Genomic DNA, 16,655 nt, shown 5'->3' with positions numbered 1-16,655 from the left:
GCGGCGGCGGGTTTCCATTCGGGAGCCACTTGAAACGTCTCGCAGGGCGGCCGGAGCGGATCACAGCGCCGCCGACGATCGGCTCGGGGTCAAAGCTGTTGCCGGACAGGCGCCGACCCGAATGTCGCTGCGGCTAGAGCTGACTGGTGCTGGTCGCGGGCAGCTCGGGTAGCGGCGCGCTGCCGGCGGGTGGGGCAAGACGCCAGGTGTCGAACGCCATTGCCAGCATCGCGTAGGTGCCGACGACGAAGATGAGTTCCATCGCCTGGTGCGTGCCGAGTTCGTCGGTGAGGCGTTGCCACGTCGTTTCCTCGGAGCGGCCCTGACTGATCAGTTCGTCGGTGGCGTCGAGCACCAACCGGTCGGCACCGGTGAAACCCTCGTTACCCTCCGCGAGGCGCGCGATGTCCGCCTCCGGCACGCCGCCATCCGTCGCGACCTTGAAGTGCTCCCCCCAGAAAAAAGCGGACCGCCGGGTGAGCGCCACCCGTAGCACCGCCAGTTCGCGCAAACGCAACGGCAACTCGCCGCGCTGGAGCAGCCAACCGTTGAAGCTCAGGAACCGCCGGGCCATTTTGGGGTGACGAGCGAGCAGGCCGATGATGTCGAACTTGAGCGGGTCGGCGGGATGGCCGGAACCGGCGCGCGGCACCTTCTCACCCGGCAGGCCCAGCAGTGCACCGAACGCGGAGTACTCGTCGTCGCCCCATTCGTCGGCCGTCAGCGGTGCAAACAGCGGCGGTGTGCTCTGGGTGCCCGTCATGTCCGGCGCCCTCCGTTGACAGGAATGACTTGGCCGGTGATGTAGTCGGATTCGTCTTGACACAGGAAGATCGCGGCGTTGGCGATGTCCTCGGGCCGACCCGCGCGGCGGACAGGGGTGATCTTGGCGAAATGCTCGAGTGACGCGGTGAACCGTCCCTCCTCGATCGCCTTCTCGAGCATCGGAGTGACCACCATGCCGGGCGGAATGGTGTTGACCGTGATGCCTTTCGGCCCCAGCTCCAACGCGAGGCTCTTGGTGAATCCGATCACCCCGGCCTTGGAACTGACGTAAGCCGCCATCCGGGACTGTCCACCCTGCGCACTCGAGGACGAGATGTTGACGATGCGACCCCACTGTGCGTCGAGCATGTCGGGCAGCACCACCTGGGTGCAGATGAACGGTCCGCGCAGGTTCACCGCCATCACCCGGTCCCATTGCTCGTCGGTGATCTCGGCGAACTTGCCGAACTGCTCGATGCCGGCGTTGTTGATCAGCATCAACACCGGGCCGAGGTCGGCTCGGACCTGCGCCACTGCGGACTCGACCGCGGCACGGTTTGAGACGTCGACGACGTAACCGGCGACCTTCGCGCCGTCGCGGCGCAAGCGGTCGACCTGGGTCTCGATTTCATCGGTGGTGATGTCGAATATCGCGACCTTCGCGCCGCGCGCGGCAAGCGCCTCGGTGATGGCCAGGCCAAGGCCGGCGGCACCGCCGGTGACGATGGCGGTGGTGTCTTCGAACGGCATATTGGTAGAGCCCTTACGAGAATTCGATGTGCAGGCGGGTCAGCCCGCGCAGGATGAAGGTCGGTAGATAGGAGTAGCGGCGGCGAGATAATCGTAGGGATCACGCAGTATTTCGTTGTCGGTGAAGAAGTCCACTTCGTCCAGATCAGCTGCTCTGGCCGCGGCCTCCGGCTTGGTCACTCCACTGCCCCGCCGTCGTCGAAACTCGGCATCGGCGCGCCGCTAGGCATCTCCATCTGTAGATAGACGGCGATGCGCCGCACCTTGTCGTCGGCGTCGAACTCGTAGACCGACAGGGAATTGACCACGCTGCTGAAGTCACCGATGCGGCTACGTTCTTCGAGTTCGAGGAACACCAAATCCGGTGTTTCGGTGATCCTTTGGAACGAGCAGTCCCAGTCCGATGACATGGCCCAGTTCGTCAGAAACTCGGTGTACTGGTTCCAGTCCATCACCTCTTTGAACGGACCGACGCGGACGAACTCATCGATGGCGATCAGTTCTCCGAGCGGTGCCCAGCTTTCGACGGTGAAGCCGGGCCGCTTCGCACTGTCGACCAATCGCTTGGTGATCTGGCTGTACTCCAGCACAGCACGCGACCGACCGGTTGTCGTGGTGAGGAGGTCGTCGATGGTCGTCATACCGTCACCCCCGCTTCAGCCAGGCGGCGCTCGAGCGCGTCCAGGTACTCGCCAGTGCCGTGGAACGGACCGTGGACACCGATGGCGACGTCCAGAAAGGCGTTGTATTCGTCGTTGACGTGGGTTTCCCACCGGGTGATCTGCCCGTGCTCGTCGGTGTCGACGAAGCTGTACGAGTAGAAGCCCATCTTGATGTTGTCGGTCGTGTGACCCTCCCATCGGGTCTTCATCACGAAGCCGTGGTCGGCCGGCCAGTAGGCGAAATCGGCAGGCTTCCAGTCGGGAAAGCTCAGCGAATACGCCTTGGCCTCCATCGTGGAGGCCTTAGCGGTGTCCGCGGGAAACTCGCTGAGCTTGAACACCTCATCGCCGGTGAAGTACGGCGAGACGTAAACCCCGTCAGGAGCGAATTTCCATGTATCAGCGAAGGCTTCGCCGTCTTGCACACCTTGGCGCAAGTAGGCATCACGGTATGCCTCTGCCATTCGGATGTGGTGCGCGATGCGCTCCTCGAGAGTCAATGTGTCTTCTTTCGATTGATTTCGGATCCAGTCAATTGGTCGCGGCGTTGGCCATGTAGCGGTCGATCACCGAGTGGAATTGCGCAATGACCACTTCCTCTTTGACGAGCGACATGTGGTCGAGCCGGTCGTTGCGCAAGCCCTTCTGCTGGCGAGGCATCTGCTCGTAGTCCTGCTGGAGCGCTTCGAAATACTTGTAGCTGCCGGGCGTGTCCACGAAGATCGCCTCGGCACGCACAGCATCGCGGAAATCCTCCGGCACGTACATGTAGCTGGCCACGTGCCAGATGCAGCGGTTCGGGTCGCCGTCGGGATGCGGCCGCGACATGATGACGTGGCATTCGCCTGCGCGAACGGTCATGAAGTAGTTGGGGAACAACACCCAGCCCTGGTTGTCGACCATCTGGCTGTCCGTCAGGGCGCTGACGTCGAGGCCCATCCCGGTCAACACCTCGCGGGTGGCCTGCTGCAGCAGGAGGCGAGGGGTGACGTCGTCGGGGAATGTGACCTTTCCGTCCTCGTCCTGATACGGCGCGAGGAGTTCCTGGAACCGCGGGATCACCGCAACAGTCCCGGGGAAGGTCTCCGGCAGCGCCAGCATGCCTTCGACCTGCTCCTGTGCACTGGCACCCGTGACCTCGAACGGAGCCATTGCGACACTGTGGTTTTCGAAGAACCGGTAACGCGCGGTCCTCGGATTGATGTGCAACACCTGCAACAGCTGAGGGTGGATGCCGTTGATGTGGTAGCCCTCTTCGAAGGCATCCATGACGACCTTCCAGTTGCACTCGATCGCCTCGGTGACATCCATGACAGTGGTGAACTTGTCGATGTTGTAGGGCTCGAGCAACGTGACCACGTCCTCGCCCAGATACTCCCGTAGCGGCTGCGCCTCGGGGTCGGGGTTGAGGAAGATGAATCCGGCGAAGGTGTCGACCGACACCGCAAGCAGCGAGTTCTCGGTCTTGTCGATCGGCCCGGCGAGGTTCTCGCGCAGCAATCCCTTGAGCCTGCCCTCGAGGTCATACGACCAGAGGTGGTACTGACACAGGAAGCCGCGCTTGGCATTTCCGGTCTCGGTGATGCACAGCGCGTTGCCGCGGTGCCTGCACGCGTTGACGAAACCGCGGAGTTTCTCGTCCTTTCCGCGCACGATGATGAACGACTGATCCATGATGTCGTACTTTTTCCAGTCGCCGGGTTTTGGCAGCTCGTCCACCCGGCCCACGATCTGCCACGCGCGCATCCAGATCTTCTCCCGCTCACCCGCGGCGTATTCGGGACAGGTGTAGCGGTCGGTGCGAATCGTCGTGTTGAACGTCCCCGGCTGGACGTCTTCCAGTCCGAGACCCAGCCCGGAGTCCGGGTCGAGCCATTCTCCTGGCCGCGTTGCTGGCATCAAGGGAGTCCTCCTCAGTCGGCGAGAGCACGCGGGGTGCCGGAATCCCATGCCGGACGGGGCTTGGCCCGCCTGGGCTGTGGCATGGATCCGAGCGTCCACCGCCTGTGACGTGATTCACCATATACACGAACGTATTGGAGATACAACTGTGTATAAAGGTGGTCGGGATCACACCTTCGGAACGACCAAGGAGGCTGGCGTTGAGCAACTACCGACTTGACGTGGTCAGCGCCACCGTCGCGGATGCGGTGCGTCACGCCGGCGGGCTGATGTTCGACCGCGTTCGTGCGGGATGGCGCGTCGTCGTCGTCACCGAAGACACCTCCCACTCAACGGCGCTGACCATTCTCGGAACCCGCACCCGGTCGCCTGGGGAACCCGAGGAGATACCGGCGAAAGCTGGTCGGGTGGTGCACATCCGAGTCCTGCCTGGCGATTCGCCTTCTGTGAACCGACGCACAACAGGGGTGGCGCTGCCACGGGCCGGGCTGGGTTCTCAGCTTCTGTTCTGGGGACCGCGTGTCGACTGCGAGCCGGCTGAGCCCAAATATCCCGTCCGCCATGAGCTGAGTCCGGCGGCCCGGAGATTCAAGGGCTGTGCCCTGCACGCCGCTGGACTCGACACTCACGTCGAGCCATCGGAGGAGTTCTGGTCGAACGATGTCGTGGATGCAGACCTGTTCGCCGACCTCTTGCTCGACTCGCAGATCGGAACCGTCGAGTCCGTGGCTCGGCCGTCGTCGGCCAGTTTGGTGAGAGGATGACCCCGTGGCCGAGCGGTGGACGAAAGAGCGGCGTGCCGAGCACACCCGGCAGATCCTCTTGGATGCCGCGGAGGAGGTGTTCGCTCGCAAGGGCCTGACCGGTGCAGCGCTCGAGGAGATCGCCGACGCCGCGGGATTCACTCGGGGCGCCATCTATTCGCAGTTCGGCGCCAAGGAGAAGCTGTTCCTGGCGGTCGTGGACCGCCAGCGGCAGCGCTTCCTCGACGGGTTCATCGAGGTGATGATGTCGTTCCATCGACTCGATGACGTCGACCTCGACGAGTTGGCCGACCGGTGGCGCCAACTGAGCCGCGGAACAGACCGGGCGGCACTCGGTTTGGAGCTGAAGTTGTTCCTGCTGCGCAACCCCGATGCCGGCGAACGCGTCGCCGCTCAGCGTCTTGAAACAGTTCGCGCGCTCGGCGAGTTCATCAGCAAGAACGTCGCCCGGATCGGCGGGGTCCTCACCATGGAGGCCGAGACCCTGGCCCGAGTGATTCTGGCCGCCAATGACGGCATCACCCTGGACAGTCATCTGGACGGCGAAGACCTTTACCGCCCGTATATTCAATTGGTGATGTCGAGCATCGAGACCTCGCAGTAGGCGTGAGCACTTACCTGCCGGATCGCGCCCTCGAGGACAGGACGCTGGCGAAGGTCAGCAGGCGCCTGATTCCATTCCTCGTCCTGCTCTACATCGTCAACTATCTCGATCGGGTCAACATCGCCTTCGCCGGGCCCAACGGCATGAACGACGAACTCGCGATGAGCGCCAAGATGTTCGGCTTCGCGTCGGGGATCTTCTTCCTCGGCTACCTGCTGCTCGAAGTGCCCAGCAACATCGCGCTGCACAAGTTCGGCGGCCGGCGCTGGCTGGCGCGGATCATGGTGAGTTGGGGAATCATCAGCGCGGCAATCGCCTTCGTACCGAACGCGGAGACGCTGATCGTTCTGCGTTTCCTTCTCGGCGTTGCCGAAGCCGGCTTTTTCCCGGGCATCATCTTGTACCTGACGTTCTGGTTTCCCGAGAAGCAGCGGTCGCGGGCGGTTTCGCTGTTCATGGTCGCCGTACCGGTCTCGACCGCGGTCGGGGCGACGGTCTCGTCGTTGATCATCGACTGGGGACACGGCTTGTTCGGGTTGGCCGGCTGGCGGTTCATGTTCCTGATCGAGGGGCTTCCCGCTGTCCTACTGGGCGTGATCTGCTGGTTCTATCTCACCGACCGGCCCGCTGTCGCGAGCTGGCTGGACCACGACGAAAAGCGCTGGCTGCAAACCACATTGGATGATGAGCGGGCCATTGCCGAGAGTAGTGGTGGTCACTGGCCGCTGAAGAAGGCACTGACCCATCCGCGGATACTGGCCCTGGCGTTCATCTACTTCGGCATCACCTACGGGCTGTACGCGGTCGGGTTCTTCCTGCCCACCATCGTCGCCGGGTTCCAAGAGGAGTACGGCGTCCATCTCAACGTTATCCAGCGCGGACTGGTCACGTCGATCCCCTACGCCGTGGCCGCGATCGTCATGGTGCCCTGGGCCCGGCACTCCGACCGGACCGGCGAGCGGGTCTGGCACGTCGCCATCCCGGCGATCGTGGGCGGTGTCGCCATCCCCGCAGCCCTCTACATGACCGATGTCTACCTTGCGATGCTGGCCGTCACGTTGTGCACCTGCGCCGTCATGTGCGCACTACCCGTGTTCTGGTCCCTGCCATCGTCTTTCCTCACCGGAGCGGCGGCCGCCGGCGGGATCGCACTGATCAACTCCCTCGGAAATCTGAGCGGTTTCGGCGGGCCCTACATCACCGGCTGGCTCACCGATCTGACCGGCAACAGCAGGGTCGCGCTGTGGGTGGTCGGCGCCCTGTCACTGGCCGCGGCCGCTCTGGTCGTCGCCCTGGGCAGCAGGCCACGCCCCGCTGCTCGGGAGTGAGACCCCGGATCAGCCGTCGGTCGCGGGAAGGCCGGCGAGCACCCCGTCGATGATCTCGGCTGCGGTCCGTGCGGCCTGCTCGACGTCACCGGTGGCGATGTGCTCGAGCAGCACACCGTGATCGACGACCTCCACGGCGGCGTCCTGGCCGCTGGCGACGCTTGCCGTGATGGCTTCCATCAACCCCCGGTACAGCTCCGTCAGCGTTGCGTTGTGCGAACTGCGGACCACCGCGAGGTGGAATTCGGCGTCGGCGCGGGCGAATTCGTCGGTGTCCCCGCCGGCCAGGCAGGCGTCTCGACGCGCCAACAAGGCGCGCAACTCGGCGAGATCGTCGTCGGTTCGGCGGACGGCGGCGGCCCTGGCACCCTCGACCTCCAGCGCGCGCCGGACCGCGAGCACATCGCGCCACTCGGCGCCGCAGAGCCGGCGCAGCGCACCCGACACCTCGCTGGTGGCCCGGACATAGGTGCCGTCGCCCTGTCGTACCTCGAGGATGCCGGCGTGGGCCAGAGCCCGGACCGCCTCGCGCACGGTGTTGCGGCCCACCCCGAGCGACGCCACCAGGACCGTCTCGTTGGGAATGCGCAGTCCCACCGGCCATTCCCCCCGCGCGACCGTGTCCCGCAACTGCTCGATGACCTGGTCGACGAGGCCCGACCGGTGCGCGGTGACCAACGGCACAGAGACATCCTTTCAACCAATCATGGGATGTATGGCAGATTAGCAGGATGCGTGTCGGCCGGCGGGATGATGAAGAAGACGTGTCACCGACGCGGCTGGCCGTGGGCGTCAAGGATCCCGCCGAGGCCGATCAGGCTCCCATTTCGGTGGTGGCCGGCGGTGCGCTTCTGGCCCTTGCGGTGGTCTTGACCGCTCTCAACCTGCGCCCGGCCGTGACCAGTGTGGCGCCCCTGCTCGGCGAGATGCGTTCCGAACTCGGGGTCTCGGCGACGTGGGCCGGTCTCCTCACCACAGTGCCGGCGCTGTGTTTCGCGGTGGCGGGACTCACCGCGCCCCGGCTCGCCGCCCGCATCGGGCTCGGTCGCACCATCTCGGCCGCCTTGGCCGCGCTCACCGTCGGCCTGATCGCCCGCACCGTCGGCGGCCCGCACACCGTGATCGCGGCGACGCTGATCGCGTGCGCGGGGATCGCCTTGGCCAACGTGTTGATTCCCGTGGTGATCAAGGGATCCTTCCCCGCGCGGGTCGGGCTGATGACCGGGATCTACACCGCCGCACTGCAGGGCGGCGGCGCGCTGGGGTCGGCGGTGACACCCGGCCTCGAGGATCCGCTGGGCGGGTGGCGCGCCGCGCTGGCGGCGTGGGCGGCGGTTTCGTTCGTCGCGCTCATGGCGTGGCTACCCACGTCGCGACGACACGCAGACACCTGGGCAGCGAGCACCGCCCCCGCCGGGGGCAGGCGCTCACTGCTGCGAAACCGGTTGGCGTGGACGGTCACGCTGTTCTTCGGCTGCCAGTCGTTGATGGCCTACATCGTGATGGGTTGGCTGCCAGAGGTATTCATCGACAACGGCGTCGAGAAGACCCAGGCCGGTCTGCTCGTCGGCCTCACCTCGCTGGTCGGTGTGCCCATCGCGTTGGTGATCGCCCCGCTGGCCGCGCGCAGTCGCGCACAGAGCGCATGGATCGTCGGCCTGGGCGCCGTGGGGCTGGTGGGCACGCTCGGCCTGATGCTCGCGCCTGCCGCGCAGCCCGTGTTGTGGAGCGTGTTGATCGGAGTCGGGATGGGTGTGTTCGCCCTGGCGCTCGCCGTGATCGCGCTGCGGGCCCGAAACGCCGAAGACACCGCGCAATTGTCCGGCATGGCACAGGGATTCGGCTATCTGATCGCGGGTGTGGGCCCGTTCCTGTTCGGGCTACTGCACGACGTGACGCACGGGTGGACCGTACCGTGGATGATGTTCCTCGGCGTATACGTAGCGCAGATCGCGCTCGGCGCGCTGGCCGGTCGCCCGCGCTACGTCTGATCCCCGCGGTTGAAGGCCGCGTCGAAGAACGCCAGCTCCAGCCGCATCGCGCGCCGATAGGCGATCCGTGCGGCGGACACGTCGTCGGCCTGCTGATCGAGCAGTCGCTCCAAGAGTGACGCCACCTCCTCGAAACCGGGATCGGCGTAGGTCTGCACCCATTGCGCGTAGGGCCCGGCGGCGTCGGCGTCGAGCGTGACCCCGATGTGCGCGTACAGACGCATGCAGGGTGTCATCGCCGCGCACACGACGCCGATGTCGGCGGTGGCGGCGGTGGCCAGCAGGAACTCGGTGTAGGCCAGTGTCGCCGCGGCGGGTTCGACGCCGGCCATGTCGATCCCCCACGACGCGGCATAGGACGCGTGCAGGCCGAGCTCTTCACGCACGCCGGCGAGCAGGTCGGCGAAGGTCAGCAGCGTGGCGGTGTCCGAGCTCCTGGCCAGCGCCAGACCATATGCGCGAGCGAAGGATTCGAGGAAGAACGCGTCCTGCGCGATGTAGCCCGCGAACAGATCGCGGTCCAGTGAGCCGTCCCCGATGCCCCGAACGAACGGGTTGGCCAGCACCTCGGCCACCACATCGGCGTTCTCCGTCCACAACTGCGCTGCCAGTGACATGCCAACGGACTCTAGTCGCGGCGCGCTCGACGTTGGTCGGCGCGGAGCCCTCCGTGATGTCGCCGGGTAGTCGGCGCTCAGGCTGGGTACTCCGCAACCCATGACACACAGGGAATCTCGCGGCGACGAATCCGACGGCGACGAATCCGGACCGGCCGCCGTGGTCATTTTCGCCCCGCTGCCCGTGCTCACCGTGACGGTCGAGAACCGATCGGGCGACGCCGACATCCACGTCCACGCCGGCGGCCAGGGTGTCTGGCAGTCGCGCATGATGTCCTCGCTCGGCGTGCCGGTCGTGCTGTGCTCGGCCCTCGGCGGCGAGACGGGCGACGTCCTGGGCCACCTTCTGCCCGCACAGAACGTCACCGTGCAGACGGTGCCGGTCAGCGCACGCAACGGATCCTATGTGCACGACCGCCGCTCGGGCGGCCGCGAGGTTGTCGCCGAGGCCGCGGGCAGCCCCCTGGACCGCCACGAACTGGACTCCCTCTACGAGCTCACCCTGACCGAGGGTTTGACCCACGGTCGGGTCCTGCTCTCGGGCCCGCAGGAAGACGACGTGTTGCCCGCCGACCTGTACCGGCGCCTGTCCACCGACCTCGGCGCCAACGGGTGCAAGGTGGCCGCGGACCTGTCCGGCGAGCGACTCGAGGCGGTGCTCGCCGGCGGACCGGACCTGATCAAGGTCAGCCACGAAGAGTTGCTCGACGACGGCAGGGCCAAATCCGAGGATGCGAAGCATCTGGTGGCGGCCATGCGCTCCATGCGAGACGAAGGCGCGAACACGATCGTCGTGTCGCGCTCCGGTGACGCCCCGGCCCTGGCGCTGCTCGGCGAGGAGGACGACGACGGTGACGTCGTCGAGATCACGATGCCGACGCTGGAACCGGCCGATTCGGCCGGTGCCGGGGACTCGATGACCGCCGGCATCGTCGCCGCACTGTCCAGCGGCCGCCCGCTGCGCCGGGCGTTGCAGATCGGGGCGGCGTGCGGCGCGCTCAACGTCGTGCGGCACGGGTTGGGCACCGGCGGTGCGCGCGCCGTGGAGACGCTTGCCGAACGGGTGGAGTTGCGCCCGCTGAAGTAGCGGCCATCGAACTGGAGGAGGTGGAACGTGCCGCGCGCACTGGTGACCAACGACGACGGGATCGACTCCCCCGGACTGCACGCACTGGTGAGTGCGGCGCTCGAGGCGGGGTTGGAGGTGATCGTGGCCGCCCCGGCCGAACAGGCCAGCGGGGCCAGCGCCGCGCTGAGCGCAGTCCGCCGGGATGGCCGAACGGTCGTCGAGGAACGCGAGCTACCAACGCTCGACGGCGTCGAGGCCTGGGCGGTGCAGGCCCAGCCCGGACACATCGTCGCCGCCGCACTCAACGGCTGGTTCGACCCGCGACCCGACCTCGTCCTGTCCGGAATCAACCACGGCGCCAACGTCGGCCGGGCCATCCTGCACTCCGGAACCGTCGGCGCGGCACTCACCGCGAAGATCAGTGACACCCGCGCCCTGGCGGTATCGCTGGACGTCGCGCTGCACCCCACCGGGGAGCGGCACTGGAAGACCGCCGCCGGTCTGCTGGCACCGGTGCTGGATCTACTGCTCGACGCACCCGAAGGCACCGTGCTCTCGCTCAACGTCCCGGACCGGCCCGCCGATGAGATCGGACCGATCCGCCACGCGCGGTTGGCCCGCGGCGGTGCGGTGCAGACGAAGGTCGAGGAGGTACGCAACGGGGGCGTGCGCCTGACCGAGGTGGAGGTGCCCGACCAACCGGAGGAGGACACCGACAGCGCACTTTTGGATGCCGGGCATCCGACGCTGACGGAGCTGCGATCGGTCGAGGCGCACGATGGCGATCTCGTGCGCAAGTGGCTGACCGACGGGAGCTGACGCGCTCGAGCCAAGGATTGACAGCATCGCATCATCTCTTTTGATGCTATGCTGTCAACATGCGCACCACCGTGACGCTCGACGACGACACGCTGGCGTTGGTTCGGCGGCGGATGCGCGAGCGTGGCGTCTCGTTCAAAACCGCACTCAATGACGCGATTCGTGATGGCGCACTTGGTCAACCGCAACCGACCGCCTTCGCCACTCGGACCGCTGATCTCGGCGTTCCCACGGTGAACCTGGATCGCGCTCTGCAACTCGCCGCCGACCTCGAAGACGAGGACCTGCTGCGCAAGCAACGGCGGGACGCGTGAAACTCGTTGACGCGAACGTACTGCTGTATGCGGTGAACTCCGCGAGTACCCATCACGAGGCAAGTAGGCGCTGGCTCGACGGTGCGCTGTCCGGATCGGACAGCATCGGCTTCGCCTGGCTGCCGATGCTCGCGTTCGTCCGACTGAGCACCAAGATCGGCCTTTTCCCGTCGCCTCTGGCCCCGTCAGACGCGATTCGCCAGGTCCTTGACTGGACCACCGCACCTGGCGCGACGACGATCGGCCCGACGGCTCGGCACGGAGACATCCTGCACGGCCTTCTCGCGCGGTCGGGCACTGGTGGAAATCTCGTCAACGACGCCCACCTGGCGGCGCTGGCCATCGAGCATCGCGCGTCGATCGTCAGTTACGACAGCGATTTCCGCCGGTTCGAGGGCATCCGTCTGGACACTCCGGAAACCTTGCTCGCTGACAAACGATAGTGCTGAACGCCGGGTACATTGTCTGCGGTCGCGGCGCAAGCCGGGCTGCCGCCTCAGCTCCGGTCCGGCCAGCAGACCGGCGAGGCGGCACGCCGCGAGGATGACCGCCAGCGCGAGGAAGAAGTGAACCGCCGTTGCCGCGGGCATGTCAGGTCCTACGGCCCGCGGTAGGGACCATCGGGGTGCAGCTGTGTACGGAGCGCAGCGCGGGGCGGGCGGGCTCCACCAGTCCGTCTATGACTCACCTCATCGCTTCCGACCTAGACGTATGCACGTCTCGCCGGAGACGATGCATTTTCGATGCAGTGGGGTATTGACACATTCTGCGGTCGCTAACCGTGCGAATTTCTTTCCGAATGATGACGGCGCGCTAATCGATCGCCCGGTCGGCGGTGTCGGGGCCCGGCTCGGTACCGTTCGCATTGTCTGCGGCCCGCTGATCGATCTGCTCGTTGACGTATCGCGCGAGCACCGTCAGCATCGCCACCGTCGGCACGGCCAGGAAGGCGCCGATGATCCCGTACAGCGCGCCGCCCGCGGTCACCGCAAGCAGGACCACCGCCGCGTGCAGCTTCATCACGCGGCTCTGCAGCAACGGCTGCAGTACGTTGCCTTCGATCTGCTGCACGGCGATGATGACGGCGAGCACGAGCAGCGCGTTGACGAAACCGTTGGCCACCAGTGCAATCAGCACCGCGAGCGCTCCGGCGACGAAGGCGCCGATGAACGGAACGAACGCCCCGATGAAGGTCAGCACAGCCAGCGCGGGCGCCAGCGGAACACCGAGGACCAGCAGGCCGGCACCGATGAAGACCGCGTCGATCAGCGCCACCCCCGTCTGCGCGCGGATGAAGCCGCCGAGGTTGTCCCACATCCGGCTGAGCACCGCTTCCAGGTGCCGTCCGGCGCGGCGGCCGGTCAACCCGACGAGCCAGGGCAAGAACTTGCGTCCGTCTTTGAGGACGAAGAACGACAGCACGATCGTCAGTACCAGCGTCACCAGGACGCTGCCGACCGTGCTGACCCCGCTGACGACACCGGTCGCGATCGCCGCGGAACGCTCCCGCATCGCGTTGACCAGTGAGTCGGTGAAGCGCTCCAACTGCTCCTGCCGCAGGTTGAGTGGGGGCCCGGCGATCCAGTCCTGCAGCCGGTTGATGCCTTCGGTCGCCTGGTCGATCAGCGCAGGCATCTGGCTCAGCAGTGGCGGGATGATCAGCGCGATGAGACCGGAGGCAACGGCCAGGAACAGCAACAGCGTCGTCAGCGCCGCGACCGCCGGCGGCAATCCGGCGCGGTCCATCAGGATGCGCGCCGGTGGCCAGAGCACGGTGCACAGGATGACGGCGAGCAACACCGGCAGGAAGATCACCCACAGCTGGGCCACGAGCCAACCGAGTACCACCGCGCCCGCGGCGATCGCCACGATGACCAACGACCACTTCGCCAGCCAGAACGCGCCGGATCCGATCAGGGCTCCACGGTCCCGCTTGGATGTTGCACCGGGGCTGTGTTCGCTCACGCGAGCGTTCTACCCCGGAAGGTCATATCGAAACCGCAGCCGGTCCTGTACCAGAACGCTGGCTGTGCGGCCTGACAGGCGAAGGTTCGACCGCGCGGCAACGTGATCCGTCGGACATCACGCAGTAGCCGAAGGCCGCGCGATCCGTGTGGACTCGGCCGGTGCGAGGATGCGTTTCAGGAAGGCGATCTGATCGCTGACGACGCGCTCATGCCAAGGCTCGCCGGGATACACGTCGAAGTGGTCGCAGGGGTAGTGATGAACCGTCGCCCGCATCCGCGTCGCGGCCACGGTGGCCGGTGCGGGCGGGGCGGTACGGTCCAGATCACCGATCTGCACGAGGACCGGGCAGGTCACGCGTCCGGCGCGCGCGATCGGCCGGTGGCCACCCATGACCAGCACGAGTCGGGCGGCGAACTCGTTACGCCAGGTGGGCCCCGCGATGCGACGCATCCCTTCGACGGCGCCCTCGGCGCTCAGACCGGCCACCTCCCCCGGTGCGCCCACCACCGGGATGAGCACCGGCGGGCGGCCGCGCAACTTCGCCGCGAAATCCCGGATTCCGTAACGCATTACACGCATGACGTAGCGCGGGCCGAGCGTCCTGAGCATGTGGGCCGTCACGGACAGCCCGTCCGTCGCGGGCGTCAGCGAGATGACTCCCGCCAAGTGCGGGTCGTCCGCGGCGACGCGGATGACGTGCCCGCCGGACAGCGACACCCCCCAAGCCACGATTCGCGCCGGATCCACATCTTCGAGGCGGCGCGCATGGTCGATCACCGCATGGTAGTCGGCGACCTGTCCGGCCAGTGAGACCAATTGTCTTGGCTGTCCGGATGATTCGGCGAAGTGGCGGTAGTCGAATGTCACGACGTCCGCGCCGGTGTCGGCCAGCGCCTCTGCGAACGCGAACAACCCGCAGTCCTGGGTGGCGCCGAGGCCGTGAGCCATGACGACGCAGGGCCGTCCCGCCGGGTCGGTCAGCGCGTCCGTCGTCGCCGGGAAGCGCCGCGCCGCGATGATGTCGCCGTCGACGCGAATCTGGATCTGGGTGGATGTCACTGTGCAGCCTCTCCGAAAAGCGCTGTGTGCCAGACGTGAATGATCGCCGCGAGAAGCGGGCGGGCGGCCTCCGGTCCGTCATCCGAGCGGATGTGACGGTCGAGGACCCGTTCGTTCATCGAGATCAGCGCGTGGGCAAGAGCTTTGGCGTCCGGGATGTCGATGGTGGGCTGAGTGGCGATGAAGTCGCCGACGAACTCCTCGTACCGCGCCAACCACTGGTCCCAGATGGCCTTGGCCTCGGGGTCGGAGTCGCGGGCGTCGAGCATCGCACGGAACAGGGTCCGATGGGCGTGCCATGACTCGAACGTCCGCGTCATCGCGTCCGTCACGGAGGCCCGCGGGTCACCGCCGCCGGCCAGGAAGCCGCCGATGGTGAACACGTCGTCGGCGAAGATGTCGGTGAGCAGTTCGGTGACGACCTCGTGCTTGCCCGCGAAGTAGAAGTAGAACGCCGGCCGCTTCAGACCCGCTGCCCGCGCCACCTCGGCGACGCTGATCTCGGCGAGCGACTGGGTTTGCAGTTGCTGCTCGAAGGCTTCGAGGAGCCGCTGTCGGCTCTCGTCCCCGCGCGGTTGCGGCCGGCGCGCGTTGCGCCGCGACGTCTGCGTCGACTCAGGCGACACCGGCTGCCTCGCGTGCCCGGCCGGCCAGCTGCACCGGACCGAACTTCTCGACGCGGCGCCGACCTGCCGGCAGCTCACGCCTGCGCATATCGCGTTCGTAATCCCAGTAATCCACCTGCTGGGTGTGCCGCGGTTTGTCGGCGAAGTGGCCGACGTACTTGCGCTCGTCGGCGGCGATGACGCGCCACATCTCAGACTCCGACGGGGGCCGGTAGGTGCCTGCGAGGTACGCGGCGACCAACCGGGCCTGGCACTCCACGAACGGGAACAGCGTGGGCACCGCCTGGGCGAATCCCATGAAGAGCAGGTCGTCGATGCCCGGCTTGAGGATGCGCTTGTACAGCGGGAGCCGGTTGTCGGGGGCCTCGATGAAGCTGCGGTCGAAGAACGGGAACGTGATGTTGTATCCCGTCGCGTAGATGATGACGTCGGCCTCCACGGTCGAGCCGTCGACGAACACCACCGAATTCCCGTCCAGGCGTTCGATATTCGGCTTCGCGGTCGCGTCGCCGGAACCCAGCCGCATGAGCAGTTCGGCGGATTGGGTGGGGTGCGCCTCGAGGAACCGATGGTTGGGTTTGGGTAGGCCGTAGCTCTCGGGATCGCCGAACATCAGCTTGGCGAACGGCTGCATCGCACGCCGCTGCCACGCCAGCGGGATCACCGGCAGCGAGCGCGCGACCTTGTCGGCGGTCTTGCCGAAGATGTACTTGGGCACGATCCACGCCCCCGAGCGGGTGGAGAGATAAACCGTGTTACGCCAAGACTTCTGAGAGAGCTCGGAAACCAGGTCGGCCGCCGAGTTCCCGATGCCGACCACGACGATGCGTTTGCCGCGCAGATCGAGCGGTTCGGTGGGGTCGATGTAGTGATGGGCGTGGATGCTCTCGCCGGTGAATTCGCCCGGGAAGTCGGGCGTGCGCGGATCCCAGTGATGGCCGTTCGCGACGACCAGTGTGTCGTACCGCCGTGTCTGTCCGTCCGCGGTGTCGAGTTCCCAGCCTCCCTGGGGCAGGCGGCGCGCGTGCTTGACCTCGTTTCGGAACTGGATGCGGTCCAGCAGACCGAAGGTTTCGGCGTAGTCGTCCAGGTACTCCTTGACCTGCGAGTGATGCGGGAAGTCGGGGAGGTCGGCGCGCATCGGGAAGTCGCGAAACGACAGGCACTCACGCGAGGTGTCGATGTGCAGCGACCGATACGCGCTGGAGTGGCCGTTCGGATTGCGGAACGCCCAGTTCCCGCCGATCCGATCGGACGATTCGAAGCAGTCGTACTCGATACCGGCGTCCGCGAGGTTCTTGCCCGTGGTCAGTCCGCTGATACCTGCGCCGATGATCGCCGCCGTGGGTGATGTAGCCATGTTGCCTACCGTTTCTGTGAACTCAGTCACCGGCTACGGTACCAAATCTCTGACAGC

General features: G+C 66.4%; 20 protein-coding genes. 8 read left to right on the top strand and 12 right to left on the bottom strand.

Features of this window, described 5'->3' with window-relative positions:
* Positions 1 to 133: 133 nt before the first annotated feature.
* From RMCN_RS10545 to RMCN_RS10525, 6 genes are read right to left on the bottom strand one after another with little or no spacing between them, the layout of a single operon-like run.
* Entirely contained in the window at positions 134 to 763 is a 630-nt protein-coding gene (locus RMCN_RS10545; RefSeq protein ID WP_067388946.1) for a carboxymuconolactone decarboxylase family protein, read from the bottom strand.
* Positions 760 to 1,515: an SDR family NAD(P)-dependent oxidoreductase gene (locus RMCN_RS10540; protein ID WP_067388944.1), complete on the bottom strand. Its 756-nt coding sequence runs from the start codon at positions 1,513 to 1,515 to the stop codon at positions 760 to 762. Before RMCN_RS10540 ends, RMCN_RS10545 begins: the two co-directional genes overlap by 4 nt.
* A 39-nt stretch (positions 1,516 to 1,554) precedes the next feature.
* Positions 1,555 to 1,695, bottom strand: coding sequence for a hypothetical protein (locus tag RMCN_RS31030; protein WP_165604431.1), 141 nt, complete (start codon positions 1,693 to 1,695; stop codon positions 1,555 to 1,557).
* Positions 1,692 to 2,156 (bottom strand): hypothetical protein, encoded by a 465-nt coding sequence (locus tag RMCN_RS10535; RefSeq protein WP_064346066.1) that lies wholly within the window; start codon positions 2,154 to 2,156, stop codon positions 1,692 to 1,694. The genes RMCN_RS31030 and RMCN_RS10535 overlap by 4 nt, the downstream gene beginning before the upstream one ends.
* Complete coding sequence (locus tag RMCN_RS10530; protein ID WP_067388942.1) at positions 2,153 to 2,677, bottom strand: hypothetical protein; 525 nt, start codon at positions 2,675 to 2,677, stop codon at positions 2,153 to 2,155. Before RMCN_RS10530 ends, RMCN_RS10535 begins: the two co-directional genes overlap by 4 nt.
* A gap of 31 nt (positions 2,678 to 2,708) precedes the next feature.
* Positions 2,709 to 4,076 (bottom strand): aromatic ring-hydroxylating oxygenase subunit alpha, encoded by a 1,368-nt coding sequence (locus tag RMCN_RS10525; protein ID WP_067388940.1) that lies wholly within the window; start codon positions 4,074 to 4,076, stop codon positions 2,709 to 2,711.
* 203 nt (positions 4,077 to 4,279) lie between these two features.
* On the opposite strand from RMCN_RS10525, the gene RMCN_RS10520 reads away from it, so the two are divergent.
* From RMCN_RS10520 to RMCN_RS10510, 3 genes are read left to right on the top strand one after another with little or no spacing between them, the layout of a single operon-like run.
* Positions 4,280 to 4,843, top strand: coding sequence for a hypothetical protein (locus RMCN_RS10520; RefSeq protein WP_067388938.1), 564 nt, complete (start codon positions 4,280 to 4,282; stop codon positions 4,841 to 4,843).
* Positions 4,844 to 4,847: 4 nt separating this feature from the next.
* Entirely contained in the window at positions 4,848 to 5,447 is a 600-nt protein-coding gene (locus RMCN_RS10515) for a TetR/AcrR family transcriptional regulator (RefSeq protein WP_067388936.1), read from the top strand.
* A 2-nt stretch (positions 5,448 to 5,449) separates the two neighbouring features.
* Positions 5,450 to 6,775, top strand: coding sequence for an MFS transporter (locus RMCN_RS10510; RefSeq protein WP_067388933.1), 1,326 nt, complete (start codon positions 5,450 to 5,452; stop codon positions 6,773 to 6,775).
* 9 nt (positions 6,776 to 6,784) lie between these two features.
* Here RMCN_RS10510 and RMCN_RS10505 read toward each other — a convergent pair whose 3' ends face one another.
* Positions 6,785 to 7,459 carry a FadR/GntR family transcriptional regulator gene (locus tag RMCN_RS10505; protein WP_067388931.1) on the bottom strand — a complete coding sequence of 225 codons (675 nt, stop codon included), beginning with the start codon at positions 7,457 to 7,459 and terminating at the stop codon, positions 6,785 to 6,787.
* 47 nt (positions 7,460 to 7,506) lie between these two features.
* On the opposite strand from RMCN_RS10505, the gene RMCN_RS10500 reads away from it, so the two are divergent.
* Positions 7,507 to 8,766: a CynX/NimT family MFS transporter gene (locus RMCN_RS10500; protein ID WP_084377342.1), complete on the top strand. Its 1,260-nt coding sequence runs from the start codon at positions 7,507 to 7,509 to the stop codon at positions 8,764 to 8,766.
* On the opposite strand, the gene RMCN_RS10495 is transcribed toward RMCN_RS10500, so the two are convergent.
* A complete protein-coding gene (locus RMCN_RS10495) occupies positions 8,757 to 9,383 on the bottom strand; it encodes a TenA family protein (RefSeq protein WP_064414550.1) in 627 nt (208 codons plus the stop codon). The two genes, RMCN_RS10500 and RMCN_RS10495, sit on opposite strands and share 10 nt — an antisense overlap.
* 100 nt (positions 9,384 to 9,483) lie before the next feature.
* Between RMCN_RS10495 and RMCN_RS10490 the strand changes: the two genes are divergently transcribed.
* The 4 genes from RMCN_RS10490 to RMCN_RS10475 are packed head-to-tail and all read left to right on the top strand — an operon-like array spanning position 9,484 to position 12,028.
* Positions 9,484 to 10,470 (top strand): 1-phosphofructokinase family hexose kinase, encoded by a 987-nt coding sequence (locus RMCN_RS10490; protein WP_067388930.1) that lies wholly within the window; start codon positions 9,484 to 9,486, stop codon positions 10,468 to 10,470.
* A 27-nt stretch (positions 10,471 to 10,497) separates the two neighbouring features.
* Entirely contained in the window at positions 10,498 to 11,271 is a 774-nt protein-coding gene (gene surE / locus RMCN_RS10485) for a 5'/3'-nucleotidase SurE (RefSeq protein ID WP_067388928.1), read from the top strand.
* Positions 11,272 to 11,330: 59 nt separating this feature from the next.
* Entirely contained in the window at positions 11,331 to 11,585 is a 255-nt protein-coding gene (locus tag RMCN_RS10480) for an antitoxin (protein ID WP_067388926.1), read from the top strand.
* The gene (locus RMCN_RS10475; protein ID WP_067388925.1) at positions 11,582 to 12,028 is read left to right on the top strand and encodes a type II toxin-antitoxin system VapC family toxin; all 447 of its coding nucleotides are present in this window, start codon (positions 11,582 to 11,584) and stop codon (positions 12,026 to 12,028) included. The genes RMCN_RS10480 and RMCN_RS10475 overlap by 4 nt, the downstream gene beginning before the upstream one ends.
* Positions 12,029 to 12,398: 370 nt before the next feature.
* On the opposite strand, the gene RMCN_RS10470 is transcribed toward RMCN_RS10475, so the two are convergent.
* The 4 genes from RMCN_RS10470 to RMCN_RS10455 all read right to left on the bottom strand — a co-directional run bounded on the left by RMCN_RS10470 (position 12,399) and on the right by RMCN_RS10455 (position 16,598).
* Entirely contained in the window at positions 12,399 to 13,550 is a 1,152-nt protein-coding gene (locus RMCN_RS10470; protein WP_067388919.1) for an AI-2E family transporter, read from the bottom strand.
* 117 nt (positions 13,551 to 13,667) lie between these two features.
* The gene (locus RMCN_RS10465) at positions 13,668 to 14,612 is read right to left on the bottom strand and encodes an alpha/beta hydrolase (RefSeq protein ID WP_067388917.1); all 945 of its coding nucleotides are present in this window, start codon (positions 14,610 to 14,612) and stop codon (positions 13,668 to 13,670) included.
* Complete coding sequence (locus RMCN_RS10460) at positions 14,609 to 15,238, bottom strand: TetR/AcrR family transcriptional regulator (protein WP_064346081.1); 630 nt, start codon at positions 15,236 to 15,238, stop codon at positions 14,609 to 14,611. The genes RMCN_RS10465 and RMCN_RS10460 overlap by 4 nt, the downstream gene beginning before the upstream one ends.
* Positions 15,228 to 16,598 carry a flavin-containing monooxygenase gene (locus RMCN_RS10455; RefSeq protein ID WP_067388978.1) on the bottom strand — a complete coding sequence of 457 codons (1,371 nt, stop codon included), beginning with the start codon at positions 16,596 to 16,598 and terminating at the stop codon, positions 15,228 to 15,230. The genes RMCN_RS10460 and RMCN_RS10455 overlap by 11 nt, the downstream gene beginning before the upstream one ends.
* Between the last annotated feature and the right edge of the window lie 57 nt (positions 16,599 to 16,655).

The organism is Mycolicibacterium novocastrense (genome assembly GCF_001570485.1).
GTDB lineage: Bacteria > Actinomycetota > Actinomycetes > Mycobacteriales > Mycobacteriaceae > Mycobacterium > Mycobacterium novocastrense.
Note: the sequence above shows the minus strand (reverse complement) of the source record. Positions and strands in the feature narration are given on the sequence as shown.

What these genes read in the sequence shown, in the direction of transcription:
- RMCN_RS10525 (WP_067388940.1), bottom strand. Translation starts at nt 4,076, where the DNA reads ATGCCAGCAACGCGGCCAGGAGAATGGCTCGACCCGGACTCCGGGCTG.
- RMCN_RS10495 (WP_064414550.1), bottom strand. Translation starts at nt 9,383, where the DNA reads ATGTCACTGGCAGCGCAGTTGTGGACGGAGAACGCCGATGTGGTGGCC.
- RMCN_RS10480 (WP_067388926.1), top strand. Translation starts at nt 11,331, where the DNA reads ATGCGCACCACCGTGACGCTCGACGACGACACGCTGGCGTTGGTTCGG.
- RMCN_RS10500 (WP_084377342.1), top strand. Translation starts at nt 7,507, where the DNA reads ATGCGTGTCGGCCGGCGGGATGATGAAGAAGACGTGTCACCGACGCGG.
- RMCN_RS10540 (WP_067388944.1), bottom strand. Translation starts at nt 1,515, where the DNA reads ATGCCGTTCGAAGACACCACCGCCATCGTCACCGGCGGTGCCGCCGGC.
- RMCN_RS10490 (WP_067388930.1), top strand. Translation starts at nt 9,484, where the DNA reads ATGACACACAGGGAATCTCGCGGCGACGAATCCGACGGCGACGAATCC.
- RMCN_RS10545 (WP_067388946.1), bottom strand. Translation starts at nt 763, where the DNA reads ATGACGGGCACCCAGAGCACACCGCCGCTGTTTGCACCGCTGACGGCC.
- RMCN_RS10535 (WP_064346066.1), bottom strand. Translation starts at nt 2,156, where the DNA reads ATGACGACCATCGACGACCTCCTCACCACGACAACCGGTCGGTCGCGT.
- RMCN_RS10455 (WP_067388978.1), bottom strand. Translation starts at nt 16,598, where the DNA reads ATGGCTACATCACCCACGGCGGCGATCATCGGCGCAGGTATCAGCGGA.